Raw genomic sequence first — 18,473 nt, forward strand, 5'->3', positions numbered from 1 at the left:
AGCAAAAATGTGCGTTATCTCTAACTTCTGTTATCAAGCCGATAACTTATCTTGCGCGGTGATTAATAAAGGTACAGACTCCTTGAAACGTTTCAGCGTCATTCAGGTGTTTCTTCAGCAGCACGGTGACGTATTTTTTCACCAGGCAGCTGAAACGATTCAACTCAGCAGGAGAGGAGATCCATGTTCCAGTTATCTGTGCAGGATATTCATCCCGGTCAGCAGGCCGGTAATAAAGAAGAGGCGATTCGTCAGGTTGCTTCCGCGCTGGTAAGCGCAGGCAACGTGGCGGAAGGCTACGTTAACGGGATGCTGGCGCGCGAGCAGCAGACCTCGACTTTCCTTGGTAACGGGATTGCGATCCCGCACGGCACCACCGACACGCGCGACCAGGTGCTGAAAACCGGCGTTCAGGTCTATCAGTTCCCACAGGGCGTAGCCTGGGGAGAGGGACAGACGGCCTACGTGGCGATTGGCATCGCCGCCAGTTCGGATGAGCATCTCGGATTACTGCGTCAGCTGACGCACGTGCTCAGCGATGACTCGGTCGCGGAGCAGCTCAGATCCGCTACCACGGCCGAAGAGCTGCGCGCCCTGCTGATGGGGGAAAAACAGAGCGAGGTGCTGAAGCTGGATAACGACACCTTAAGCCTCGATATCGCGGCCAGCGATCTGCTGACCCTGCAGGCGCTGAACGCCGCGCGGCTGAAAGAGGTCGGCGCCGTTGACGCCGCGTTTGTCAGCCGCACCATTAACGATAAGCCGCTGCACCTGGGTCAGGGGATCTGGCTGAACGACTGCGCGGAAGGCAATCTGCGCAGCGCCGTTGCCGTGAGCCGCGCCGTCAGCGCATTTACCGCCGACGACCAGCCGGTATCGCTGCTGATTACCGTCGCGATGGCCGACGAGCAGCCGACCGCGGTGCTCAGTCGCCTGAGCAATCTGCTGATTGACAAAAAAGCTGAACGTCTGCTGACGGCTGACAGCGCCACGCTGCTGGCGCTGTTGACCAGCGATGATGCAATTGCTGAAGACCTGCTGAGCGCCGAATTTGTCGTGCGCAACGAACACGGTCTGCACGCGCGTCCGGGCACGATGCTGGTGAATACCATCAAACAGTTTTCCAGCGACATTACCGTCACCAACCTCGACGGTTCCGGCAAGCCGGCAAACGGCCGCAGCCTGATGAAGGTGGTGGCGCTGGGAGTGAAGAAAGGTCACCGTCTGCGCTTTACCGCGCAGGGTGCAGATGCGCAACAAGCGCTGGATGCGATTGGCGAAGCTATCGCCGCAGGCCTTGGGGAGGGCGCATAAATGAGCAGACGTGTAGCAACGATTACGTTAAACCCGGCATACGACCTGGTGGGCTTCACGCCGGAAATTGAGCGCGGCGAAGTCAACCTCGTCCGCACCACCGGCCTGCACGCGGCCGGAAAAGGCATCAACGTCGCCAAGGTTTTGAAAGATCTTGGTATTGACGTCACCGTCGGCGGCTTCCTCGGCAAAGATAACCAGGACGGGTTTCAGCAGCTGTTTAGCGAGCTGGGAATTGCCAACCGCTTCCAGGTTGTGCAGGGCCGTACCCGCATTAACGTCAAGCTGACGGAAAAAGACGGTGAGGTCACCGACTTTAACTTCTCCGGCTTTGAGGTGACCCAGGGTGACTGGGAGCGCTTCGTCAACGATTCCCTGAGCTGGCTCGGCCAGTTTGACATGGTTTGCGTCAGCGGCAGCCTGCCGTCAGGCGTCAGCCCTGAGGCCTTCACCGAATGGATGATCCGTCTGCGCAGCCAGTGTCCGTGCATTATTTTCGACAGCAGCCGCGAAGCGCTGGTGGCCGGCCTGAAGGCGGCGCCGTGGTTAGTTAAGCCAAACCGCCGCGAGCTGGAGATTTGGGCCGGCCGCAAGCTGCCGGAAATGAAAGACGTGATTGACGCCGCCCACGCCCTGCGCGAGCAGGGGATTGCCCACGTAGTTATCTCGCTGGGCGAAGAGGGCGCGCTGTGGGTTAACGCCTCCGGAGAGTGGATTGCCAGGCCGCCTTCAGTCGACGTCGTCAGCACCGTTGGCGCCGGCGATTCGATGGTCGGCGGCCTGATTTACGGCCTGCTGATGCGCGAGTCCAGCGAGCATACTCTGCGCCTGGCGACGGCCGTTGCCGCCCTGGCGGTGAGCCAGAGCAACGTTGGTATTACCGATCGTACCCAGTTGGCCGCAATGATGGCGCGCGTCGACTTACAACCGTTTAATTAACAGCAGGAGAGGCATAATGAAAACGCTGCTGATTATTGATGCCGGACTCGGACAGGCGCGCGCCTATATGGCGAAAACCCTGCTGGGCACCGCGGCGCAAAAAGCGCAACTCGAACTGATTGATAACCCGAACGATGCGGAGCTGGCTATCGTCCTCGGCTCAACGCTGCCTGCTGACAGCGCGCTGAACGGTAAAAAGGTCTATCTCGGCGATATTAACCGCGCCGTTGCCCACCCGGAGCTGTTCCTCGGCGAGGCGAAAAGCCATGCGACCCCTTACAGCGCGCCGGCTGCGGCGCCCGCCGCGGCCAGCGGCCCGAAGCGCATCGTCGCCGTTACCGCCTGCCCAACCGGCGTGGCGCATACCTTTATGGCCGCAGAGGCTATCGAAAGCGAAGCGAAAAAACGCGGCTGGTGGGTGAAGGTGGAAACGCGCGGCTCCGTCGGCGCGGGCAATGCGATTACGCCGGAAGAGGTGGCGCAGGCCGATCTGGTGATCGTTGCGGCGGATATTGAAGTTGACCTGGCGAAGTTCGCCGGTAAGCCAATGTATCGCACCACTACCGGCCTGGCGCTGAAGAAAACCGCCCAGGAGTTTGAAAAGGCGCAGCTGGAAGCCAAACCCTATCAGCCTTCCGGGTCACAGCAGGCGGACAGCGCGAAGAAAGAGGGCGGCGGTGCCTATCGTCACCTGCTGACCGGCGTCTCCTACATGCTGCCGATGGTGGTGGCGGGCGGCCTGTGCATCGCGCTTTCCTTCGCTTTCGGGATTAAAGCATTTGAAGTGAAGGATACGCTGGCGGCGGCGCTGATGCAGATCGGCGGCGGTTCAGCCTTTGCGCTGATGGTTCCGGTGCTGGCGGGCTTTATCGCCTTCTCCATCGCCGACCGTCCGGGCCTGACGCCGGGTCTTATCGGCGGTATGCTGGCGGTGAGCGGCGGTTCCGGCTTTATTGGCGGGATCATTGCGGGCTTCCTTGCCGGCTACGTGGCTAAACTGATCAGCACGAAGCTGAAGCTGCCGCCGAGCATGGAGGCGCTGAAACCGATTCTGATCATTCCGCTGGTTTCCAGCCTGATTGTCGGTCTGGCGATGATCTACCTGATCGGTAAGCCGGTTGCCGGTATCCTTGCGGGTCTGACCCACTGGCTGCAAACCATGGGCACGGCTAACGCGGTTCTGCTGGGCGCCATCCTCGGGGCAATGATGTGTACCGATATGGGCGGTCCGGTGAACAAAGCGGCGTACGCCTTTGGCGTCGGGCTGCTGAGTACTCAGACCTATGCGCCGATGGCGGCGATTATGGCCGCGGGCATGGTACCGCCGCTGGCGATGGGCATCGCGACGCTGGTGGCGCGTAATAAGTTTGACAAAGGCCAGCGCGAAGGCGGCAAAGCGTCGCTGGTCCTGGGGCTGTGCTTTATTACCGAAGGGGCGATTCCGTTCGCCGCCCGCGATCCGATGCGCGTCCTGCCATGCTGTATCGTCGGCGGGGCGGTAACCGGCGCCATCTCCATGGCGATTGGCGCCAAACTGATGGCACCGCACGGCGGCCTGTTTGTGCTGCTGATCCCTGGCGCGATTACGCCGGTGCTCGGCTATCTGCTGGCGATTATTGCCGGGACGCTGGTTGCCGGTCTCTCCTACGCGGTGCTGAAGCGTCCGGAGGAGCAGACGCTCGAAAAAGCCGCCTGAGTCACATCTGCATAAGCAAAAGGGCCGATGATTCGGCCCTTTCTTTTTTTAGCGGTTGCGATTAGCCCGGCATCGACCTCAGGCCGACGCTTCCGCCGGCTGCTGCGCCCGCAGCCAAGCTATCTCTTGCGCCCAGATATCGGGATTCACGGTTTCCAGAATTAGCGGAATCCCGTCGAAGCGGCTGTCCTGCATGATCCAGCGGAAGGCATCGTGGCCGATATTGCCTTCGCCCAGGCTGTGGTGGCGGTCGACGCGGCTGCCGAAGGCGCTTTTCGCATCGTTCAGGTGCATCCCGCGCAGGTATTTGAAGCCGACGATACGCTCGAAGTCAGCGAAGGTCTTCTCACACTCTGCAGCGCTACGCAGATCGTACCCGGCGGCAAAGGCGTGACAGGTATCAATACATACGCCGACGCGGGATTTATCCTCCACGCCGTCGATAATGGCGGCCAGATGTTCAAACTTAAATCCGAGATTGCTGCCCTGGCCGGCGGTGTTTTCGATAACCGCGGTCACGCCTGCGGTTTTTTCCAGCGCGATATTAATCGAGCGGGAGATCCGCGCCAGGCACTCCTCTTCCGCTATTTGCTGCAGGTGGCTACCGGGATGGAAGTTCAGCAGCGTCAGCCCCAGCTGCTGGCAGCGGGTCAGCTCATCAATAAAGGCTTCACGGGATTTTTCCAGCGCCTCTTCCACCGGGTGGCCGAGGTTGATCAGATAGCTATCGTGCGGCAGGATTTGCCCGGGAGCGAAACGGTATTTTTCGCAGGCGGCTTTGAATTCAGCAATGGTTTCGTCGCTCAGCGGGGCGGCGCGCCACTGGCGCTGGTTCTTGGTGAAGAGGGCGAAGGCGGTCGCACCGATTTCGGCTGCGCGAATGGCGGCATTGGCCACTCCGCCGGAGGCGCTGACGTGCGCTCCAATATATTTCATAAAAAACTCCAGTTAAGCCGCTGCGGGGTGGGTAATGATAGCGGCTTAACCGGAGAGTTACATCATCCTTAACATCGCCGTCATACTTCAGGCCATCAGGCCGTGGACCGCCAGGTTAATCGTGCCGCCGCCGACAATCAGCCAGACGAACAGCATTAATGCCATCAGCAGCGGTTTGGCGCCGGCTTTTTTCAGCGCGCTAACGTGGGTGGTCAACCCCAGTGCGGCCATCGCCATCGCCAGCAGCACGGTATCGAGGGTCACCAGCATATCGACCGCCGCTTTTGGCAGCAGGTGGAAGGAGTTAAATACCGCCACCAGGATGAACATAATGGCAAACCACGGGATGGTGATTTTACTTTTCTCGCCGCTGCCGGCCGGGGCCAGCTGCTTAACGCGGGCGGCGAGGAACAGCAGGAACGGCGCCAGCATCATGACGCGCAGCATTTTAGCAATCACCGCCGCGTTCTCAGCATCGGGGCTCACCGCATGACCCGCCGCGACCACCTGCGCCACCTCGTGCATGGTCGAGCCCATATAGATGCCGTAGGTTTCCGGCGTAAACCAGTGCGCCAGCAGCGGATACATCGCCGGATAGAGGAAGATAGCCAGGGTCCCGAAAATCACCACCGTAGCGACGGCGACGGTTACCTTGCTGGCCTCCGCCTTCACCACCGGTTCGGTGGCCAGAACCGCCGCCGCGCCGCAGATGCTGCTGCCGGCGCCAATCAGCCAGCTGGTGTGCTTGTCCAGACCGAAGACCTTCTGCCCGAGGAAACAGGCGATAAAAAAGGTGCTGGTCAGGGTCAGAACGTCAATGGCAATGCCGCTCACGCCGACGTCGGCAATCTGTGCGAAGGTCAGGCGAAAGCCGTATAAAATAATACCGAGACGCAGCAGGTGCTGTTTAGCGAAGATCACGCCGCCGTCGCAGGATTGCCACATTTTTGGGTAGATCGTATTGCCGACGACCATGCCGAACAGGATGGCCAGCGTCAGGGCGCTGAAACCGGCGCCGGCGATAGCGGGAAAGCTGCCCGTCCAGAGCGCGGCGCCGGTAAGTACGACGGTAAGCGCCAGGCCTGGGATAAAATGCCACAGCGTGCGATGTTTTGTCGGTAAAGTGAGTGCTGTCATAACCTTCTCCTTTGTCTGCGTAAAGATTACGACTCGCTGGTTTAAATATAAAATTGATTATATATTTATAATTAATCGTAATAAGTGGTAGATAAGCCTCTTCGCAGCTCTCGCGGCGCTATGCGCCAGGCGTCGGGACTACGAAGAGTGATGTCGATTGGACGAGCAAGGAAGGGTTATGCATATCACACTGCGGCAGCTGGAAGTTTTTGCTGAAGTTCTCAAGAGCGGTTCAACCACCCAGGCGTCGCAAATGCTGGCGCTTTCGCAGTCAGCGGTCAGCGCGGCGCTGACCGATCTCGAAGGGCAGCTGGGCGTGCAGCTTTTCGATCGCGTCGGCAAGCGGCTGGTGGTCAACGAGCACGGTAGGCTGCTTTACCCGCGCGCGCTGGCGCTGCTGGAGCGCGCCGGTGAAATCGAGCTGCTGTTTCGCGGCGACAACGGCGCGATCCGCGTGTACGCCAGCAGCACTATCGGGAACTATATTTTGCCGGAAATCATTGCCCGCTATCGCCGCGATTTCCCCGAACTGCCGCTGGAGCTGAGCGTCGGCAACAGCCAGGACGTGATTAACGCCGTGGCCGATCTGCGGGTGGATATCGGGCTGATTGAGGGGCCGTGCCATGCGGCGGATATTATCGCCGAGCCGTGGCTGGCGGATGAGCTGGTGGTGTTTGCCGCTCCCGGTTCGCCGCTGCTGGAGGGCGAGGTGACGCTGCAGCGGCTGGCGGAGGCGCCGTGGATCCTGCGCGAGCACGGCTCGGGTACCCGGGAAATCGTCGACTATTTACTGCTATCGCATCTGCCGGCGTTTCATCTGGGGATGGAACTGGGCAACTCCGAGGCCATCAAACACGCCGTGCGTCACGGCCTCGGCATCAGCTGCCTTTCGCGGCGGGTTATCGCCGAGCAGCTGGAGGTAGGATCGCTGGTTGAGCTGAGCGTGCCGCTACCGCCATTAACCCGCACCCTGTGGCGGATTCATCATCGCCAGAAGCACATTTCTAAAGCATTACAGCGTTTTCTGCGCTACTGCGAGGTGTAGAACGGCGGATTCAGCGCGCTGAGGTGAAAAGAGGCGGGGGATTATTGCTGGCAATTCCGCGATTTAGTGCTTTACTAATAATCCATGTTCGATCATGAACCTCTCTTATAACTTTGTATTTGTACCGGATGGATCGCCGATCGTCTGCTACAATCTCGCCTCATTTTTTTGATGGATAGCATTTTCACATGGTTTCGGATACTAAAACCACAGAAGCGCCCGGCCTACGCCGTGAACTGAAGGCGCGTCACTTGACCATGATCGCTATTGGCGGTTCCATCGGTACAGGTCTTTTCGTTGCATCCGGTGCAACTATTTCCCAGGCAGGCCCCGGCGGCGCGCTGCTTTCTTATATTCTGATCGGTCTGATGGTCTATTTCCTGATGACCAGCCTTGGCGAGCTGGCGGCGTTCATGCCGGTGTCCGGCTCCTTTGCCACCTACGGTCAGAACTATGTCGAAGAGGGCTTCGGCTTCGCGCTGGGCTGGAACTACTGGTATAACTGGGCGGTCACCATCGCCGTTGACCTCGTGGCCTCGCAGCTGGTCATGACCTACTGGTTCCCTGACGCCCCGGGCTGGATCTGGAGCGCGCTGTTCCTCGGCGTTATGTTCCTGCTGAACTGGATCTCGGTCAAAGGCTTCGGTGAAGCAGAGTACTGGTTTTCGCTGATCAAGGTCGCTACCGTCATCATCTTTATTGTCGTTGGCGTGATGATGATCGTCGGCATCTTTGAAGGCACAAAGCCTGCGGGCTGGAGTAACTGGGGAATTGACGATGCGCCGTTTGCCGGCGGCTTTGCGGCGATGATCGGCGTGGCGATGATCGTCGGCTTCTCGTTCCAGGGCACCGAGCTTATCGGCATCGCCGCGGGTGAGTCGGAAAACCCGGAGAAGAACATCCCGCGCGCCGTGCGCCAGGTGTTCTGGCGTATTCTGCTGTTCTACGTGTTCGCGATTTTAATCATCAGCCTGATTATCCCTTATACCGATCCGAGCCTGCTGCGTAACGACGTGAAGGATATTTCCGTTAGTCCGTTCACCCTGGTGTTCCAGCACGCCGGCCTGCTGTCCGCGGCCGCGATCATGAACGCGGTGATCCTGACGGCGGTGCTGTCGGCGGGCAACTCAGGAATGTACGCCTCCACGCGTATGCTCTACACCCTGGCCTGCGATGGTAAAGCGCCGCGCATCTTCGCGAAGCTGTCGCGCGGCGGCGTGCCGCGCAATGCGCTGTACGCCACAACCGTGGTGGCGGCGCTGTGCTTCCTGAGTTCAATGTTTGGCAACCAGACCGTCTACCTGTGGCTGCTGAATACCTCGGGGATGACCGGCTTTATCGCCTGGCTGGGGATCGCCATCAGCCACTATCGTTTCCGTCGCGGCTACGTGCTGCAGGGCAACGATGTCAACGATCTGCCGTATCGCTCCGGGTTCTTCCCGCTTGGGCCGATCTTCGCCTTCGTTCTGTGCCTGATTATTACCCTCGGCCAGAACTACGAAGCGTTCCTGAAAGACACCATCGACTGGGGCGGCGTGGCGGCGACCTATATCGGTATTCCGCTGTTCCTGGTTATCTGGTTTGGCTATAAGCTTGCCAAAGGTACCCGGTTTGTCCGCTATAGCGAAATGAAGTTCCCGCAGCGTTTTAAAGGCTAACAGCAGCGAATTTCAGCAGATAAAGCCCTCTTTTAGAGGGCTTTTTTGCATATTTACTCCTTACAAATTGTCACAATTATTCATAATTGTATTGATAATCAATATCATTATCTTTATCATCCTTGCCAAATTCAGGATGAAGCCAATCCCCATATCTTGCCGGTCTCAGTATCTGACAAGGGGCGACCAGCCACGTCTGCTGTAAAAAATATGCGCGTACCGCCAATGAGCGTTGCGCCGACAGTACGTGTTAGCAGCACCTTTTGTTTGATTTGTTTGTTACCTCATGGAGATATGAAATGTTCAGGCTAAACCCTTTTGTCCGGGCGGGATTGTGCGCATCCGTCGTCTCGCTGGCCCTTCCGGCCGCGGCCGAGGTCAATGAAGAAACGCTGGTTGTCACTGCCGCGGCAACTGAACAGAGCGTAAAGGATGCCCCTGCCAGCATTAGCGTTATCACTCAGCAAGATTTACAGCGCCGTCCGGTGCAAAACCTGAAGGATGTTCTGCGGGAAGTGCCGGGCGTGCAGCTCACCAACGAAGGGGATAATCGCAAGGGCGTCAGCATCCGCGGACTCGATAGCAGCTATACGCTGATTCTCGTGGATGGCAAACGCGTCAACTCCCGCAACGCCGTTTTCCGCCATAACGACTTCGATCTTAACTGGATCCCGGTAGACGCCATCGAGCGTATCGAAGTGGTGCGTGGGCCGATGTCATCTCTTTACGGTTCAGACGCCCTTGGCGGCGTGGTCAACATTATTACTAAAAAAGTTGGTCAAAAATGGACCGGCACCCTGAGTGCGGATACCACCGTTCAGGAACATCGTGACCGTGGCGATACCTATAACGGGCAGTTCTTTACCAGCGGGCCGCTGATTGACGGTGTGCTGGGTATGAAAGCCTACGGCAGCCTGGCGAAACGTGCGAAGGACGATCAGCTGGCGTCCAGCAATGCCGCTGGCGAAACGCCACGCATTGAAGGATTCTCCAGTCGTGACGGCAACGTGGAGTTTGCCTGGACGCCGACCGATAGCCAGGATATTACCGCCGGTTACGGATTTGACCGCCAGGACAGGGATTCTGACTCCCTCGATCGCAACCGCCTTGAGCGCCAGAATTACTCGCTTAGCCACAACGGCCGCTGGGACATGGGTAACAGCGAGCTGAAGTTCTATGGCGAAAAAGTGGATAACAAAAATCCGGGTCAGGCCGGTACCATCACCTCTGAAAGCAACTCCGTTGACGGCAAATACGTCCTGCCGCTGGGCATGATCAATCAGCTGGTGACCGTCGGAGGTGAATGGCGACACGATAAGCTGAAAGATCCGGTCAACCTGAGCAGCGGCGGAAAATCGACCTCCGCCAGCCAGTATGCGCTGTTTGTTGAAGATGAATGGCGTATTTTCGAACCGCTGGCGCTGACCACCGGTATTCGTATGGATGACCACGAAACCTACGGCGATCACTGGAGCCCGCGTGCTTATCTCGTCTATAACGCGACCGATACGGTGACGGTGAAGGGCGGCTGGGCGACGGCCTTTAAAGCGCCGTCTCTGCTACAGCTGAACCCTGACTGGACCACTAACTCCTGCCGCGGCTCCTGCAGCATTATCGGTAACCCTGACCTCAAGCCGGAAACCAGCGAAAGCTTCGAGATCGGCCTCTACTATCGGGGTGAGGAGGGATTACTGGATGGCGTGGAAGGGAGCGTGACCACCTTCCAGAACAACGTGGACGATATGATTGATATCCTGCGTACTTCCAGCGCCAGCGAGGCGCCAGGCTATCCCAACTTTGTGGGCTGGAAAACCGTCAACGGCAAACGAGTGCCGGTATTCCGCTACTTTAACGTCAACAAGGCGCGCATCAAGGGCGTAGAAACCGAAGTGAAGGTGCCGTTCGGCGATGAGTGGAAGCTGACGGTGAACTACACCTATAACGACGGCCGCGATCTCAGCAACGGTGGTGATAAGCCGCTGCAAACGCTGCCGTTCCATACTGCCAACGGCACGCTGGACTGGAAACCGTTGGACGACTGGTCCTTCTACGTTTCGGCGAACTATACCGGCGAGCAGCGTGCGGTCAGCGCCACGGCTAAAACGCCGGGCGGTTACACCATGTTTGATATCGGTGCCGCCTGGCAGGTTACTCAGAACGTTAAGCTGCGTTCCGGCGTGCTGAACGTCGGGGATAAAGATCTGAGCCGCGACGATTACAGCTATACCGAAGAGGGCCGCCGCTACTTTATGGCCGTTGACTACCGCTTCTAAGCGCACTAAGGTTAGCTGAAACATAAAAGAGGGCTGGCAGGTTTTCCTGTCAGCCCTCTGTGCGCTGGCGACTAAGGTGCGGCAGTCGTCATCAGTGCGTCAGCAGATACCGGGCGTGAAAACGCAGATGGTCTTCGATAAATGAAGCAATAAAGTAGTAGCTATGATCGTAGCCGGGCTGAATTCTCAGGGTCAGCGGCCACGCCTTTTGTCGCGCAACTTCGGCCAGCACCGCAGGCTGCAGACTGCTGGGCGAGGAACGCGTCGCTGTCGCCCTGATCGATAAGCGTGGGTATCGCGTCGCTGGCCTGGCTGGCCTGCATTAATGCGCAGCTGTCCCACGCCTGCCAGCGAGATTCGTCGGCGCCGAGGTAGGCGGTAAACGCCTTTTGCCCCCACGGCACTCTGGCAGGGTTGACGATCGGCGCAAAGGCCGACACGCTGGCGAAACGGCCCGGGTTCTTCAGGGCGATAATCAGCGCCCCGTGACCCCCCATTGAGTGGCCGCTAATAGCGCAGCGATCGCTGACGTTAAACTGGGCGCTAATCAGCTGCGGCAGCTCGTCGCGAAGGTAATCGTACATGCGAAAATGCGCCGACCACGGCGCTTCGGTGGCGTTGAGATAAAATCCCGCGCCTTTGCCCAGATCGTAGGCGCTATCGTCGGCGACGCTATCGCCGCGCGGGCTGGTATCCGGCATCACCAGCGCCAGGCCGAGCTCGGCCGCGATGCGCTGAGCGCCGGCTTTGGTGGTAAAGTTCTCATCGTTGCAGGTCAGGCCGGAGAGCCAGTACACAACCGGCGGCGGCGCATCATCGCGCTGCGGGGGTAGGAAGATGCTGAACGTCATTGCACAGTTCAGCGTCGTGGAGTCATGCCGCCAGCGTTGCTGCCGACCTTCATAACAGCGATGCTCTTCAAGCAATTCCATGCCGGGCTCCTTAGAAAAAGGGGATACGCGTTAGCCAGCAGGCCATACATACCTTACGGATATATCGTGGTAGCGGCCGCCGGCTGACTCTGCGTACAGGGACGTAATTTTGCATAATACAGATATTTCACTTACTCGTGAGCAACTTTCACTTTCTCCTTTCGGGAACATATTGCATCATTAATGCAACTTTTAGCCAACATGCTCCGGCTGCTGTGCTATTTAGAATGACGCGAAGTCGTTCTTTTGTTCGGGAAGTGGCAACTGGCGGGCGTTAGACGATTGACAGGCGCGATGTGGCGGACGTAGGACCAGAAGCGCGCTATCAATAGGTCACGCAAATTTCAATAATTATCGTTTCGGCTACTAGATTATGTGCGCTACCTCACGCACAATGCATGCAAACTTTGCCCTCAGAAGAGCAAAGAGCGCCACACCTGCAGGAGAACATAAATGTCATCACTGAGCAAAGAAGCCATACTCGTTCATGAAGCGCTGGTCGCTCGTGGGCTGGAGACGCCGTTGCGTCCGCCAGTACAAGAAATAGATAATGAAACTCGCAAGCGTCTGATTGCCGGACACATGACTGAGATTATGCAGCTGCTGAATCTTGATCTTAGTGATGACAGTCTGATGGAAACCCCGCATCGCATCGCCAAAATGTATGTCGATGAGATCTTTTCCGGACTGGACTACGCCAGGTTCCCCAAAATCACCGTCATTGAGAACAAGATGCAGGTTGATGAAATGGTTACCGTGCGCGATATCACCCTGACCAGCACCTGCGAACACCACTTTGTCACGATTGATGGTAAAGCGACGGTGGCCTATATTCCGAAAGACTCGGTGATTGGCCTGTCGAAAATCAACCGCATCGTGCAGTTCTTCTCCCAGCGCCCGCAGGTGCAGGAGCGGCTGACGCAGCAGATTTTAACCGCGCTGCAAACCCTGCTTGGTACCAGCAACGTGGCGGTATCGATTGATGCGGTGCATTACTGCGTGAAGGCGCGCGGTATTCGCGATGCCACCAGCGCCACTACAACCACCTCGCTGGGCGGTCTGTTTAAATCCAGCCAGAATACCCGCCAGGAGTTCCTGCGCGCCGTACGTCACCACGGCTAAAATCGGAGCAGGGTACATGGAACGAAACGTCACGCTGGACTTTATTCGTGGCGTCGCCATTCTGGGTATTCTGCTACTGAATATTAACGCTTTCGGCCTGCCGAAGGCGGCCTATCTCAACCCGGCGTGGTCCGGGAGCATCTCTTTTAGCGACGCCTGGACCTGGGCGATCCTCGACCTGCTGGCGCAGGTGAAATTCCTGACCCTCTTTGCTCTGCTGTTTGGCGCCGGGCTTCAGCTGCTGCTGCCTCGCGGCAAGCGCTGGATCCAGTCGCGTCTGACGCTGCTGGCGCTGCTGGGGTTTATCCACGGACTTTTTTTCTGGGACGGAGATATCCTGCTGGCCTACGCACTCGTGGGGCTGGTGGCCTGGAGAATGATTCGCGATGCGCATCACCTCAAAACCCTGTTTAATACCGGCGTGATGCTGTACGTCATCGGCGTGGCGGTGCTGCTGCTGCTTGGCGTCATTTCCGGCGATGCGCCGAATCGCTCGTGGGTGCCCGATGCGGCAAATTTACAGTATGAGCAGTACTGGAAGCTGAACGGCGGCTTCGAGGCGATAAGCAACCGCGCGGATATGCTGTCGGATAATCTGCTGGCCCTCGGCGCGCAGTACGGCTGGCAGCTGGCGGGAATGATGCTGATGGGCGCGGCCCTGATGCGCAGCGGCTGGCTAAAAGGGCAGTTCAGCCTCAGCCACTACCGGCGCACCGGCGTTCTGCTGATCGCCGCCGGAATGGCGGTCAATATCCCGGCGATTTTCGCCCAGTGGTATCTCGACTGGGATCCCCGCTGGTGCGCATTCCTGCTGCAGGCCCCGCGCGAGCTCGGCGCGCCGCTACAAACCATCGGCTACGCTTCCCTGGCGTGGGGCTTCTGGCCTCAGCTGTGCAAGCTGCGGCTGGTGACCGCGATTGCCTGCGTCGGACGCATGGCGCTGACCAACTACCTGTTGCAAACTATCATCTGCACCACGCTCTTTTACCGCCTTGGCCTGTTTATGAAGTTCGACCGCCTGCAGCTGCTGGCCTTCGTCGTACCGATTTGGGCGATAAATCTCATCTTCTCGCTCTTCTGGCTGCGTCATTTCCGCCAGGGCCCGGTTGAATGGCTGTGGCGTCAGCTCACCCTGCGCGCTTCAGGGACATCATCAAAGAACACATCCAGATAACGATCTCGATCACAATCGTTAACAAAATGAATGTAAGCGTTTTCAGGCGTGTGACCTCACTCACGTAGCGCGCCGCGCGTCGCTGCCAGAATAGCCACCTTGCTGAACACAGGAGGTGGGTGTGACGTATTGCAATTCTCTACAGGTCGGTGAGCATGATCACCATTCGTGATGTCGCCCGTCAGGCGGGGGTTTCCGTCGCGACGGTCTCGCGCGTGCTGAATAATAGCGCGCTGGTGAGCCCGGATACGCGCGAAAGCGTGATGAAAGCGGTAACGCAGCTCGGCTACCGGCCCAACGCCAACGCGCAGGCGCTGGCGACGCAGGTCAGCGATACCATTGGCGTGGTGGTGATGGACGTGTCGGATGCCTTTTTCGGCGCGCTGGTGAAGGCGGTGGATACCGTGGCCCAGCAGCATCAGAAATACGTGCTGATCGGCAATAGCTACCATGAGGCGGAAAAAGAGCGTAACGCTATCGAAGTGCTGATTCGCCAGCGCTGCTCGGCGCTGATCGTGCACTCCAAGGCGCTGAGCGACGAGGAGTTCGGCGATTTCATGCAGCATATTCCGGGGATGGTGCTGATCAACCGCATTGTGCCCGGCTACGAGCACCGCTGCGTCGGTCTGGACAACGTCAGCGGGGCGCTGATGGCGACGCGGATGCTGCTCAACCACGGCCATCAGCGGATCGGCTATCTCTCCTCAAATCACGGCATTGAAGATGACTCCCTGCGCCGGGAGGGGTGGTTCAAGGCGTTGCAGGAGCAAAGCATTATTGCCCCCGACAGCTGGGTAGGCTCCGGTTCGCCGGATATGCAGGGCGGCGAGGCGGCAATGGTTGAGCTGCTGGGGCGTAATTTAGGCCTCACCGCCGTTTTCGCCTACAACGACAGTATGGCGGCCGGCGCGCTGACTACCCTGAAAGATAACGGCATTGTCGTGCCGCAGCATCTGTCGCTGATTGGCTTCGATGATATCCCTATTTCTCGTTACACCGACCCACAGCTGACGACGGTGCGCTATCCTATTATGTCAATGGCGAAGCTCGCCACCGAGCTGGCGCTGCTGGGGGCTGCGGGTAAGCTCGACCATGACGCTCGCCACTGCTTTATGCCGACCCTGGTGCGTCGCCATTCGGTGACCCAGCGGCAAATTGTGGGGCCGATCACTAACTGAAAAGGGCGGGGATGTAACCGCTTTCAATCTGTGAGTAAATTCACAGTATATTAACATTCAACTGATTATGATGGCCGCGTTTACCAGTCCTGACCATTTTGTCACGGTGATTAATCACTTTTACAACGGGAGCAAGGCGCTAAACTGCGAGTAAAGCCGTACCTTTGGAGCGTCACCCTACACGGAAGACAGAATTTACAGTCGTGAACCTTGTTGTGCGGTAACGTTAATGTAACAACTTCCGCCAGCCGTTTTCACACCAATGACCCTGCATAAAAAAAACCGGAGATTCCATGAATAAGAAGGTGTTTACCCTGTCTGCAGTTATGGCGAGTATGTTATTTGGCGCCGCGGCACACGCAGCTGATACCCGCATCGGCGTAACCATTTATAAATACGACGACAACTTTATGTCGGTGGTGCGTAAGGCCATTGAGAAAGACGGCAAAGCCGCGCCGGACGTTCAGTCTGCTGATGAATGACTCGCAAAACGACCAGTCCAAACAGAACGATCAGATTGACGTTCTGCTGGCAAAAGGCGTGAAGGCGCTGGCGATTAACCTGGTGGACCCGGCTGCCGCCGGCACCGTTATCGATAAAGCGCGCGGGCAGAACGTCCCGGTGGTGTTCTTTAACAAAGAGCCTTCCCGTAAAGCGCTGGACAGCTATGACAAAGCGTATTACGTCGGTACCGACTCTAAAGAGTCCGGTATTATCCAGGGCGACCTGATTGCTAAACACTGGAAAGCCAACGCCGGCTGGGATCTGAACAAAGATGGTCAGATTCAGTATGTGCTGCTGAAAGGCGAGCCGGGCCATCCGGATGCCGAAGCGCGTACCACCTACGTCATTAAAGAGCTGAATGACAAAGGTCTGAAAACTCAGCAGCTGCAGCTGGATACCGCGATGTGGGATACCGCTCAGGCGAAAGATAAGATGGACGCCTGGCTCTCCGGCCCTAACGCTAACAAAATTGAAGTGGTTATCGCCAACAACGATGCGATGGCAATGGGTGCGGTAGAAGCCCTGAAAGCGCACAACAAGAGCAGCATTCCGGTCTTCGGCGTCGATGCCTTACCAGAAGCGCTGGCGCTGGTTAAATCCGGTGCGATGGCCGGTACCGTGCTGAACGATGCCAATAACCAGGCAAAAGCCACCTTCGATCTGGCGAAAAACCTGGCGGACGGTAAAGAGCCTGCCGCGGGCACCAGCTGGAAGATTGAAAATAAAATCGTTCGCGTTCCTTACGTTGGCGTCGATAAAGACAATCTGAGCCAGTTTATTGGTAAGTAATATTTAATACTCGGTTTCGGGCTGCGGGTGCATACCATTTCGCAGCTCGAAGTTTATCGAGTAGATGTACGGGCGTATTGGCTATAAATACAGTCACTCGGGATGCGTTGAGAGCAACGTCGCCGCTAAAATGGCCGCCTGAAGGATCGCCAGCCGCTACGCCCGATTATTCCTGATAGAGAACCAGATCCTTATTTTGGCGCTAATTCGTCAGCTGAGGGTGTGCATGAACGCAGCCAGGTATAACTATGGTCAGTAATAATAGCGAACGGTCGGGCGAATTTTTGTTGGAAATGAGCAATATCAACAAATCATTTCCTGGCGTCAAGGCACTCGATAATGTCAACCTGAAAGTCCGTCCTCACTCTATTCATGCATTAATGGGCGAGAACGGCGCGGGAAAATCAACATTATTAAAATGCCTTTTTGGGATCTATCAAAAAGATTCCGGCAGCATTCTTTTTCAGGGACAAGAGATCGATTTCCATTCGGCGAAAGAAGCCCTGGAAAACGGCATCTCAATGGTTCACCAGGAATTAAACTTAGTATTACAACGTTCGGTGATGGACAATATGTGGCTGGGTCGCTATCCCGCCAAAGGCGTGTTTGTCGATCAGGATAAAATGTATCGCGATACCAAAGCGATATTTGATGAACTGGATATTGATATTGACCCGCGCGCGCGCGTGGGCACGCTATCGGTATCGCAAATGCAGATGATTGAAATTGCGAAGGCATTCTCCTATGACGCCAAAATCGTCATTATGGATGAGCCGACGTCGTCGCTGACCGAAAAAGAGGTCAACCATCTGTTTAAGATCATCCGTAAGCTGAAAGAGCGCGGCTGCGGCATTGTCTATATCTCCCACAAAATGGAAGAGATTTTCCAGCTGTGCGATGAGATAACCATCCTGCGCGACGGCCAGTGGATTGCCACCCAGCCGCTGGAAGGTCTGGACATGGACAAGATCATCGCCATGATGGTCGGCCGCTCCCTGAACCAGCGTTTCCCAAACCGGGAAAACACGCCTGGCGAGGTGATTCTTGAGGTGCGTAACCTGACCTCGCTGCGTCAGCCGTCGATCCGCGATATCTCCTTCGACCTGCATAAGGGCGAAATTCTCGGCATCGCCGGGCTGGTGGGCGCGAAGCGTACCGATATCGTCGAGACCCTGTTCGGCATTCGCGAAAAGGCCAGCGGGACGATTAAGCTGCACGGTAAGAAAATTAATAACCATAGCGCCAATGAAGCTATTAACCACGGCTTTGCGCTGGTGACCGAAGAGCGCCGTTCTACCGGGATTTATGCTTATTTGGATATCGGTTTTAACTCCCTGATCTCCAATATTAAGAAATATAAAAACAAGGTCGGATTGCTGGATAACTCGCGCATGAAAAGCGATACCCAATGGGTTATTGACGCCATGCGTGTGAAAACCCCAGGACAGCATACGCAAATTGGTTCGCTGTCCGGCGGCAACCAGCAGAAGGTTATTATCGGCCGCTGGCTGTTAACCCAGCCGGAGATTCTGATGCTTGATGAACCGACGCGCGGGATTGACGTTGGCGCCAAGTTCGAAATCTATCAGCTGATTGCCGAACTGGCCAAAAGAGAGAAAGGGATCATTATTATTTCCTCCGAGATGCCGGAGCTGCTGGGTATTACTGACCGTATTCTGGTAATGAGCAACGGGCTCGTTGCCGGAATTGTTGAGACAAAAACCACTACGCAAAACGAAATTTTACGTCTTGCGTCGTTGCATCTTTAAGATCAGG

Annotated in this window: 12 protein-coding genes and 2 pseudogenes; 11 read left to right on the top strand and 3 right to left on the bottom strand. The window is 57.0% G+C overall.

Translation table 11 applies throughout. The annotated features are described in order from the left end of the window. Nucleotides 1–183: 183 nt before the first annotated feature. Genes fruB through fruA form a run of 3 tightly spaced genes read left to right on the top strand, consistent with a single transcriptional unit; the run spans nucleotide 184 to nucleotide 3,949 of the window. Nucleotides 184–1,314 (top strand): fused PTS fructose transporter subunit IIA/HPr protein, encoded by a 1,131-nt coding sequence (gene fruB, locus ABOC21_RS07510; protein WP_426814111.1) that lies wholly within the window; start codon nucleotides 184–186, stop codon nucleotides 1,312–1,314. Beyond that, entirely contained in the window at nucleotides 1,315–2,253 is a 939-nt protein-coding gene (gene fruK, locus ABOC21_RS07515) for a 1-phosphofructokinase (protein WP_426814112.1), read from the top strand. 16 nt (nucleotides 2,254–2,269) lie between these two features. Next, entirely contained in the window at nucleotides 2,270–3,949 is a 1,680-nt protein-coding gene (fruA, locus tag ABOC21_RS07520) for a PTS fructose transporter subunit IIBC (protein ID WP_426814113.1), read from the top strand. Nucleotides 3,950–4,027: 78 nt separating this feature from the next. On the opposite strand, the gene nfo is transcribed toward fruA, so the two are convergent. Both nfo and ABOC21_RS07530 read right to left on the bottom strand, forming a co-directional pair. Then, nucleotides 4,028–4,885 (bottom strand): deoxyribonuclease IV, encoded by an 858-nt coding sequence (gene nfo, locus ABOC21_RS07525; protein WP_426814114.1) that lies wholly within the window; start codon nucleotides 4,883–4,885, stop codon nucleotides 4,028–4,030. Between the two features lie 87 nt (nucleotides 4,886–4,972). Next, on the bottom strand, nucleotides 4,973–6,022 hold the full coding sequence (locus ABOC21_RS07530) for a YeiH family protein (RefSeq protein WP_426814115.1): 1,050 nt from the start codon (nucleotides 6,020–6,022) through the stop codon (nucleotides 4,973–4,975). Between the two features lie 178 nt (nucleotides 6,023–6,200). Between ABOC21_RS07530 and yieE the strand changes: the two genes are divergently transcribed. The 3 genes from yieE (at nucleotide 6,201) to cirA (ending at nucleotide 10,998) form a co-directional block, all read left to right on the top strand. Continuing rightward, nucleotides 6,201–7,067: a DNA-binding transcriptional regulator YeiE gene (gene yieE, locus ABOC21_RS07535; RefSeq protein WP_426814116.1), complete on the top strand. Its 867-nt coding sequence runs from the start codon at nucleotides 6,201–6,203 to the stop codon at nucleotides 7,065–7,067. Nucleotides 7,068–7,255: 188 nt separating this feature from the next. Then, nucleotides 7,256–8,725, top strand: a complete 1,470-nt coding sequence (locus ABOC21_RS07540) for an amino acid permease (protein ID WP_426814117.1) — start codon at nucleotides 7,256–7,258, stop codon at nucleotides 8,723–8,725. A gap of 299 nt (nucleotides 8,726–9,024) precedes the next feature. After that, nucleotides 9,025–10,998 carry a catecholate siderophore receptor CirA gene (gene cirA, locus ABOC21_RS07545; RefSeq protein ID WP_426814118.1) on the top strand — a complete coding sequence of 658 codons (1,974 nt, stop codon included), beginning with the start codon at nucleotides 9,025–9,027 and terminating at the stop codon, nucleotides 10,996–10,998. Between the two features lie 91 nt (nucleotides 10,999–11,089). Here cirA and fghA read toward each other — a convergent pair. Continuing rightward, nucleotides 11,090–11,930 (bottom strand): annotated as a pseudogene (gene fghA / locus ABOC21_RS07550) (S-formylglutathione hydrolase). Between the two features lie 453 nt (nucleotides 11,931–12,383). Here fghA and folE point away from each other — a divergent pair. The 5 genes and pseudogenes from folE to mglA all read left to right on the top strand — a co-directional run bounded on the left by folE (nucleotide 12,384) and on the right by mglA (nucleotide 18,466). After that, entirely contained in the window at nucleotides 12,384–13,052 is a 669-nt protein-coding gene (gene folE, locus ABOC21_RS07555; protein ID WP_426814119.1) for a GTP cyclohydrolase I FolE, read from the top strand. A gap of 16 nt (nucleotides 13,053–13,068) precedes the next feature. Continuing rightward, on the top strand, nucleotides 13,069–14,226 hold the full coding sequence (gene yeiB, locus ABOC21_RS07560; protein WP_426814120.1) for a DUF418 domain-containing protein YeiB: 1,158 nt from the start codon (nucleotides 13,069–13,071) through the stop codon (nucleotides 14,224–14,226). A 155-nt stretch (nucleotides 14,227–14,381) separates the two neighbouring features. Next, nucleotides 14,382–15,404: an HTH-type transcriptional regulator GalS gene (gene galS / locus ABOC21_RS07565; protein ID WP_426814121.1), complete on the top strand. Its 1,023-nt coding sequence runs from the start codon at nucleotides 14,382–14,384 to the stop codon at nucleotides 15,402–15,404. A 293-nt stretch (nucleotides 15,405–15,697) separates the two neighbouring features. Further along, a pseudogene (gene mglB, locus ABOC21_RS07570) lies at nucleotides 15,698–16,697 on the top strand (galactose/glucose ABC transporter substrate-binding protein MglB). A gap of 248 nt (nucleotides 16,698–16,945) precedes the next feature. Then, complete coding sequence (gene mglA, locus ABOC21_RS07575; protein WP_426814122.1) at nucleotides 16,946–18,466, top strand: galactose/methyl galactoside ABC transporter ATP-binding protein MglA; 1,521 nt, start codon at nucleotides 16,946–16,948, stop codon at nucleotides 18,464–18,466. The last annotated feature ends 7 nt before the right edge of the window (nucleotides 18,467–18,473 follow it).

This window comes from Klebsiella sp. WOUb02 (genome assembly GCF_050058015.1).
GTDB lineage: Bacteria > Pseudomonadota > Gammaproteobacteria > Enterobacterales > Enterobacteriaceae > Klebsiella.

Excerpts from the sequence above, each read along its gene's own strand:
- fruB (WP_426814111.1), top strand. The coding sequence starts at position 184 with ATGTTCCAGTTATCTGTGCAGGATATTCATCCCGGTCAGCAGGCCGGT.
- fruK (WP_426814112.1), top strand. The coding sequence starts at position 1,315 with ATGAGCAGACGTGTAGCAACGATTACGTTAAACCCGGCATACGACCTG.
- fruA (WP_426814113.1), top strand. The coding sequence starts at position 2,270 with ATGAAAACGCTGCTGATTATTGATGCCGGACTCGGACAGGCGCGCGCC.
- nfo (WP_426814114.1), bottom strand. The coding sequence starts at position 4,885 with ATGAAATATATTGGAGCGCACGTCAGCGCCTCCGGCGGAGTGGCCAAT.
- ABOC21_RS07530 (WP_426814115.1), bottom strand. The coding sequence starts at position 6,022 with ATGACAGCACTCACTTTACCGACAAAACATCGCACGCTGTGGCATTTT.
- yieE (WP_426814116.1), top strand. The coding sequence starts at position 6,201 with ATGCATATCACACTGCGGCAGCTGGAAGTTTTTGCTGAAGTTCTCAAG.
- ABOC21_RS07540 (WP_426814117.1), top strand. The coding sequence starts at position 7,256 with ATGGTTTCGGATACTAAAACCACAGAAGCGCCCGGCCTACGCCGTGAA.
- cirA (WP_426814118.1), top strand. The coding sequence starts at position 9,025 with ATGTTCAGGCTAAACCCTTTTGTCCGGGCGGGATTGTGCGCATCCGTC.
- folE (WP_426814119.1), top strand. The coding sequence starts at position 12,384 with ATGTCATCACTGAGCAAAGAAGCCATACTCGTTCATGAAGCGCTGGTC.
- yeiB (WP_426814120.1), top strand. The coding sequence starts at position 13,069 with ATGGAACGAAACGTCACGCTGGACTTTATTCGTGGCGTCGCCATTCTG.
- galS (WP_426814121.1), top strand. The coding sequence starts at position 14,382 with ATGATCACCATTCGTGATGTCGCCCGTCAGGCGGGGGTTTCCGTCGCG.
- mglA (WP_426814122.1), top strand. The coding sequence starts at position 16,946 with ATGGTCAGTAATAATAGCGAACGGTCGGGCGAATTTTTGTTGGAAATG.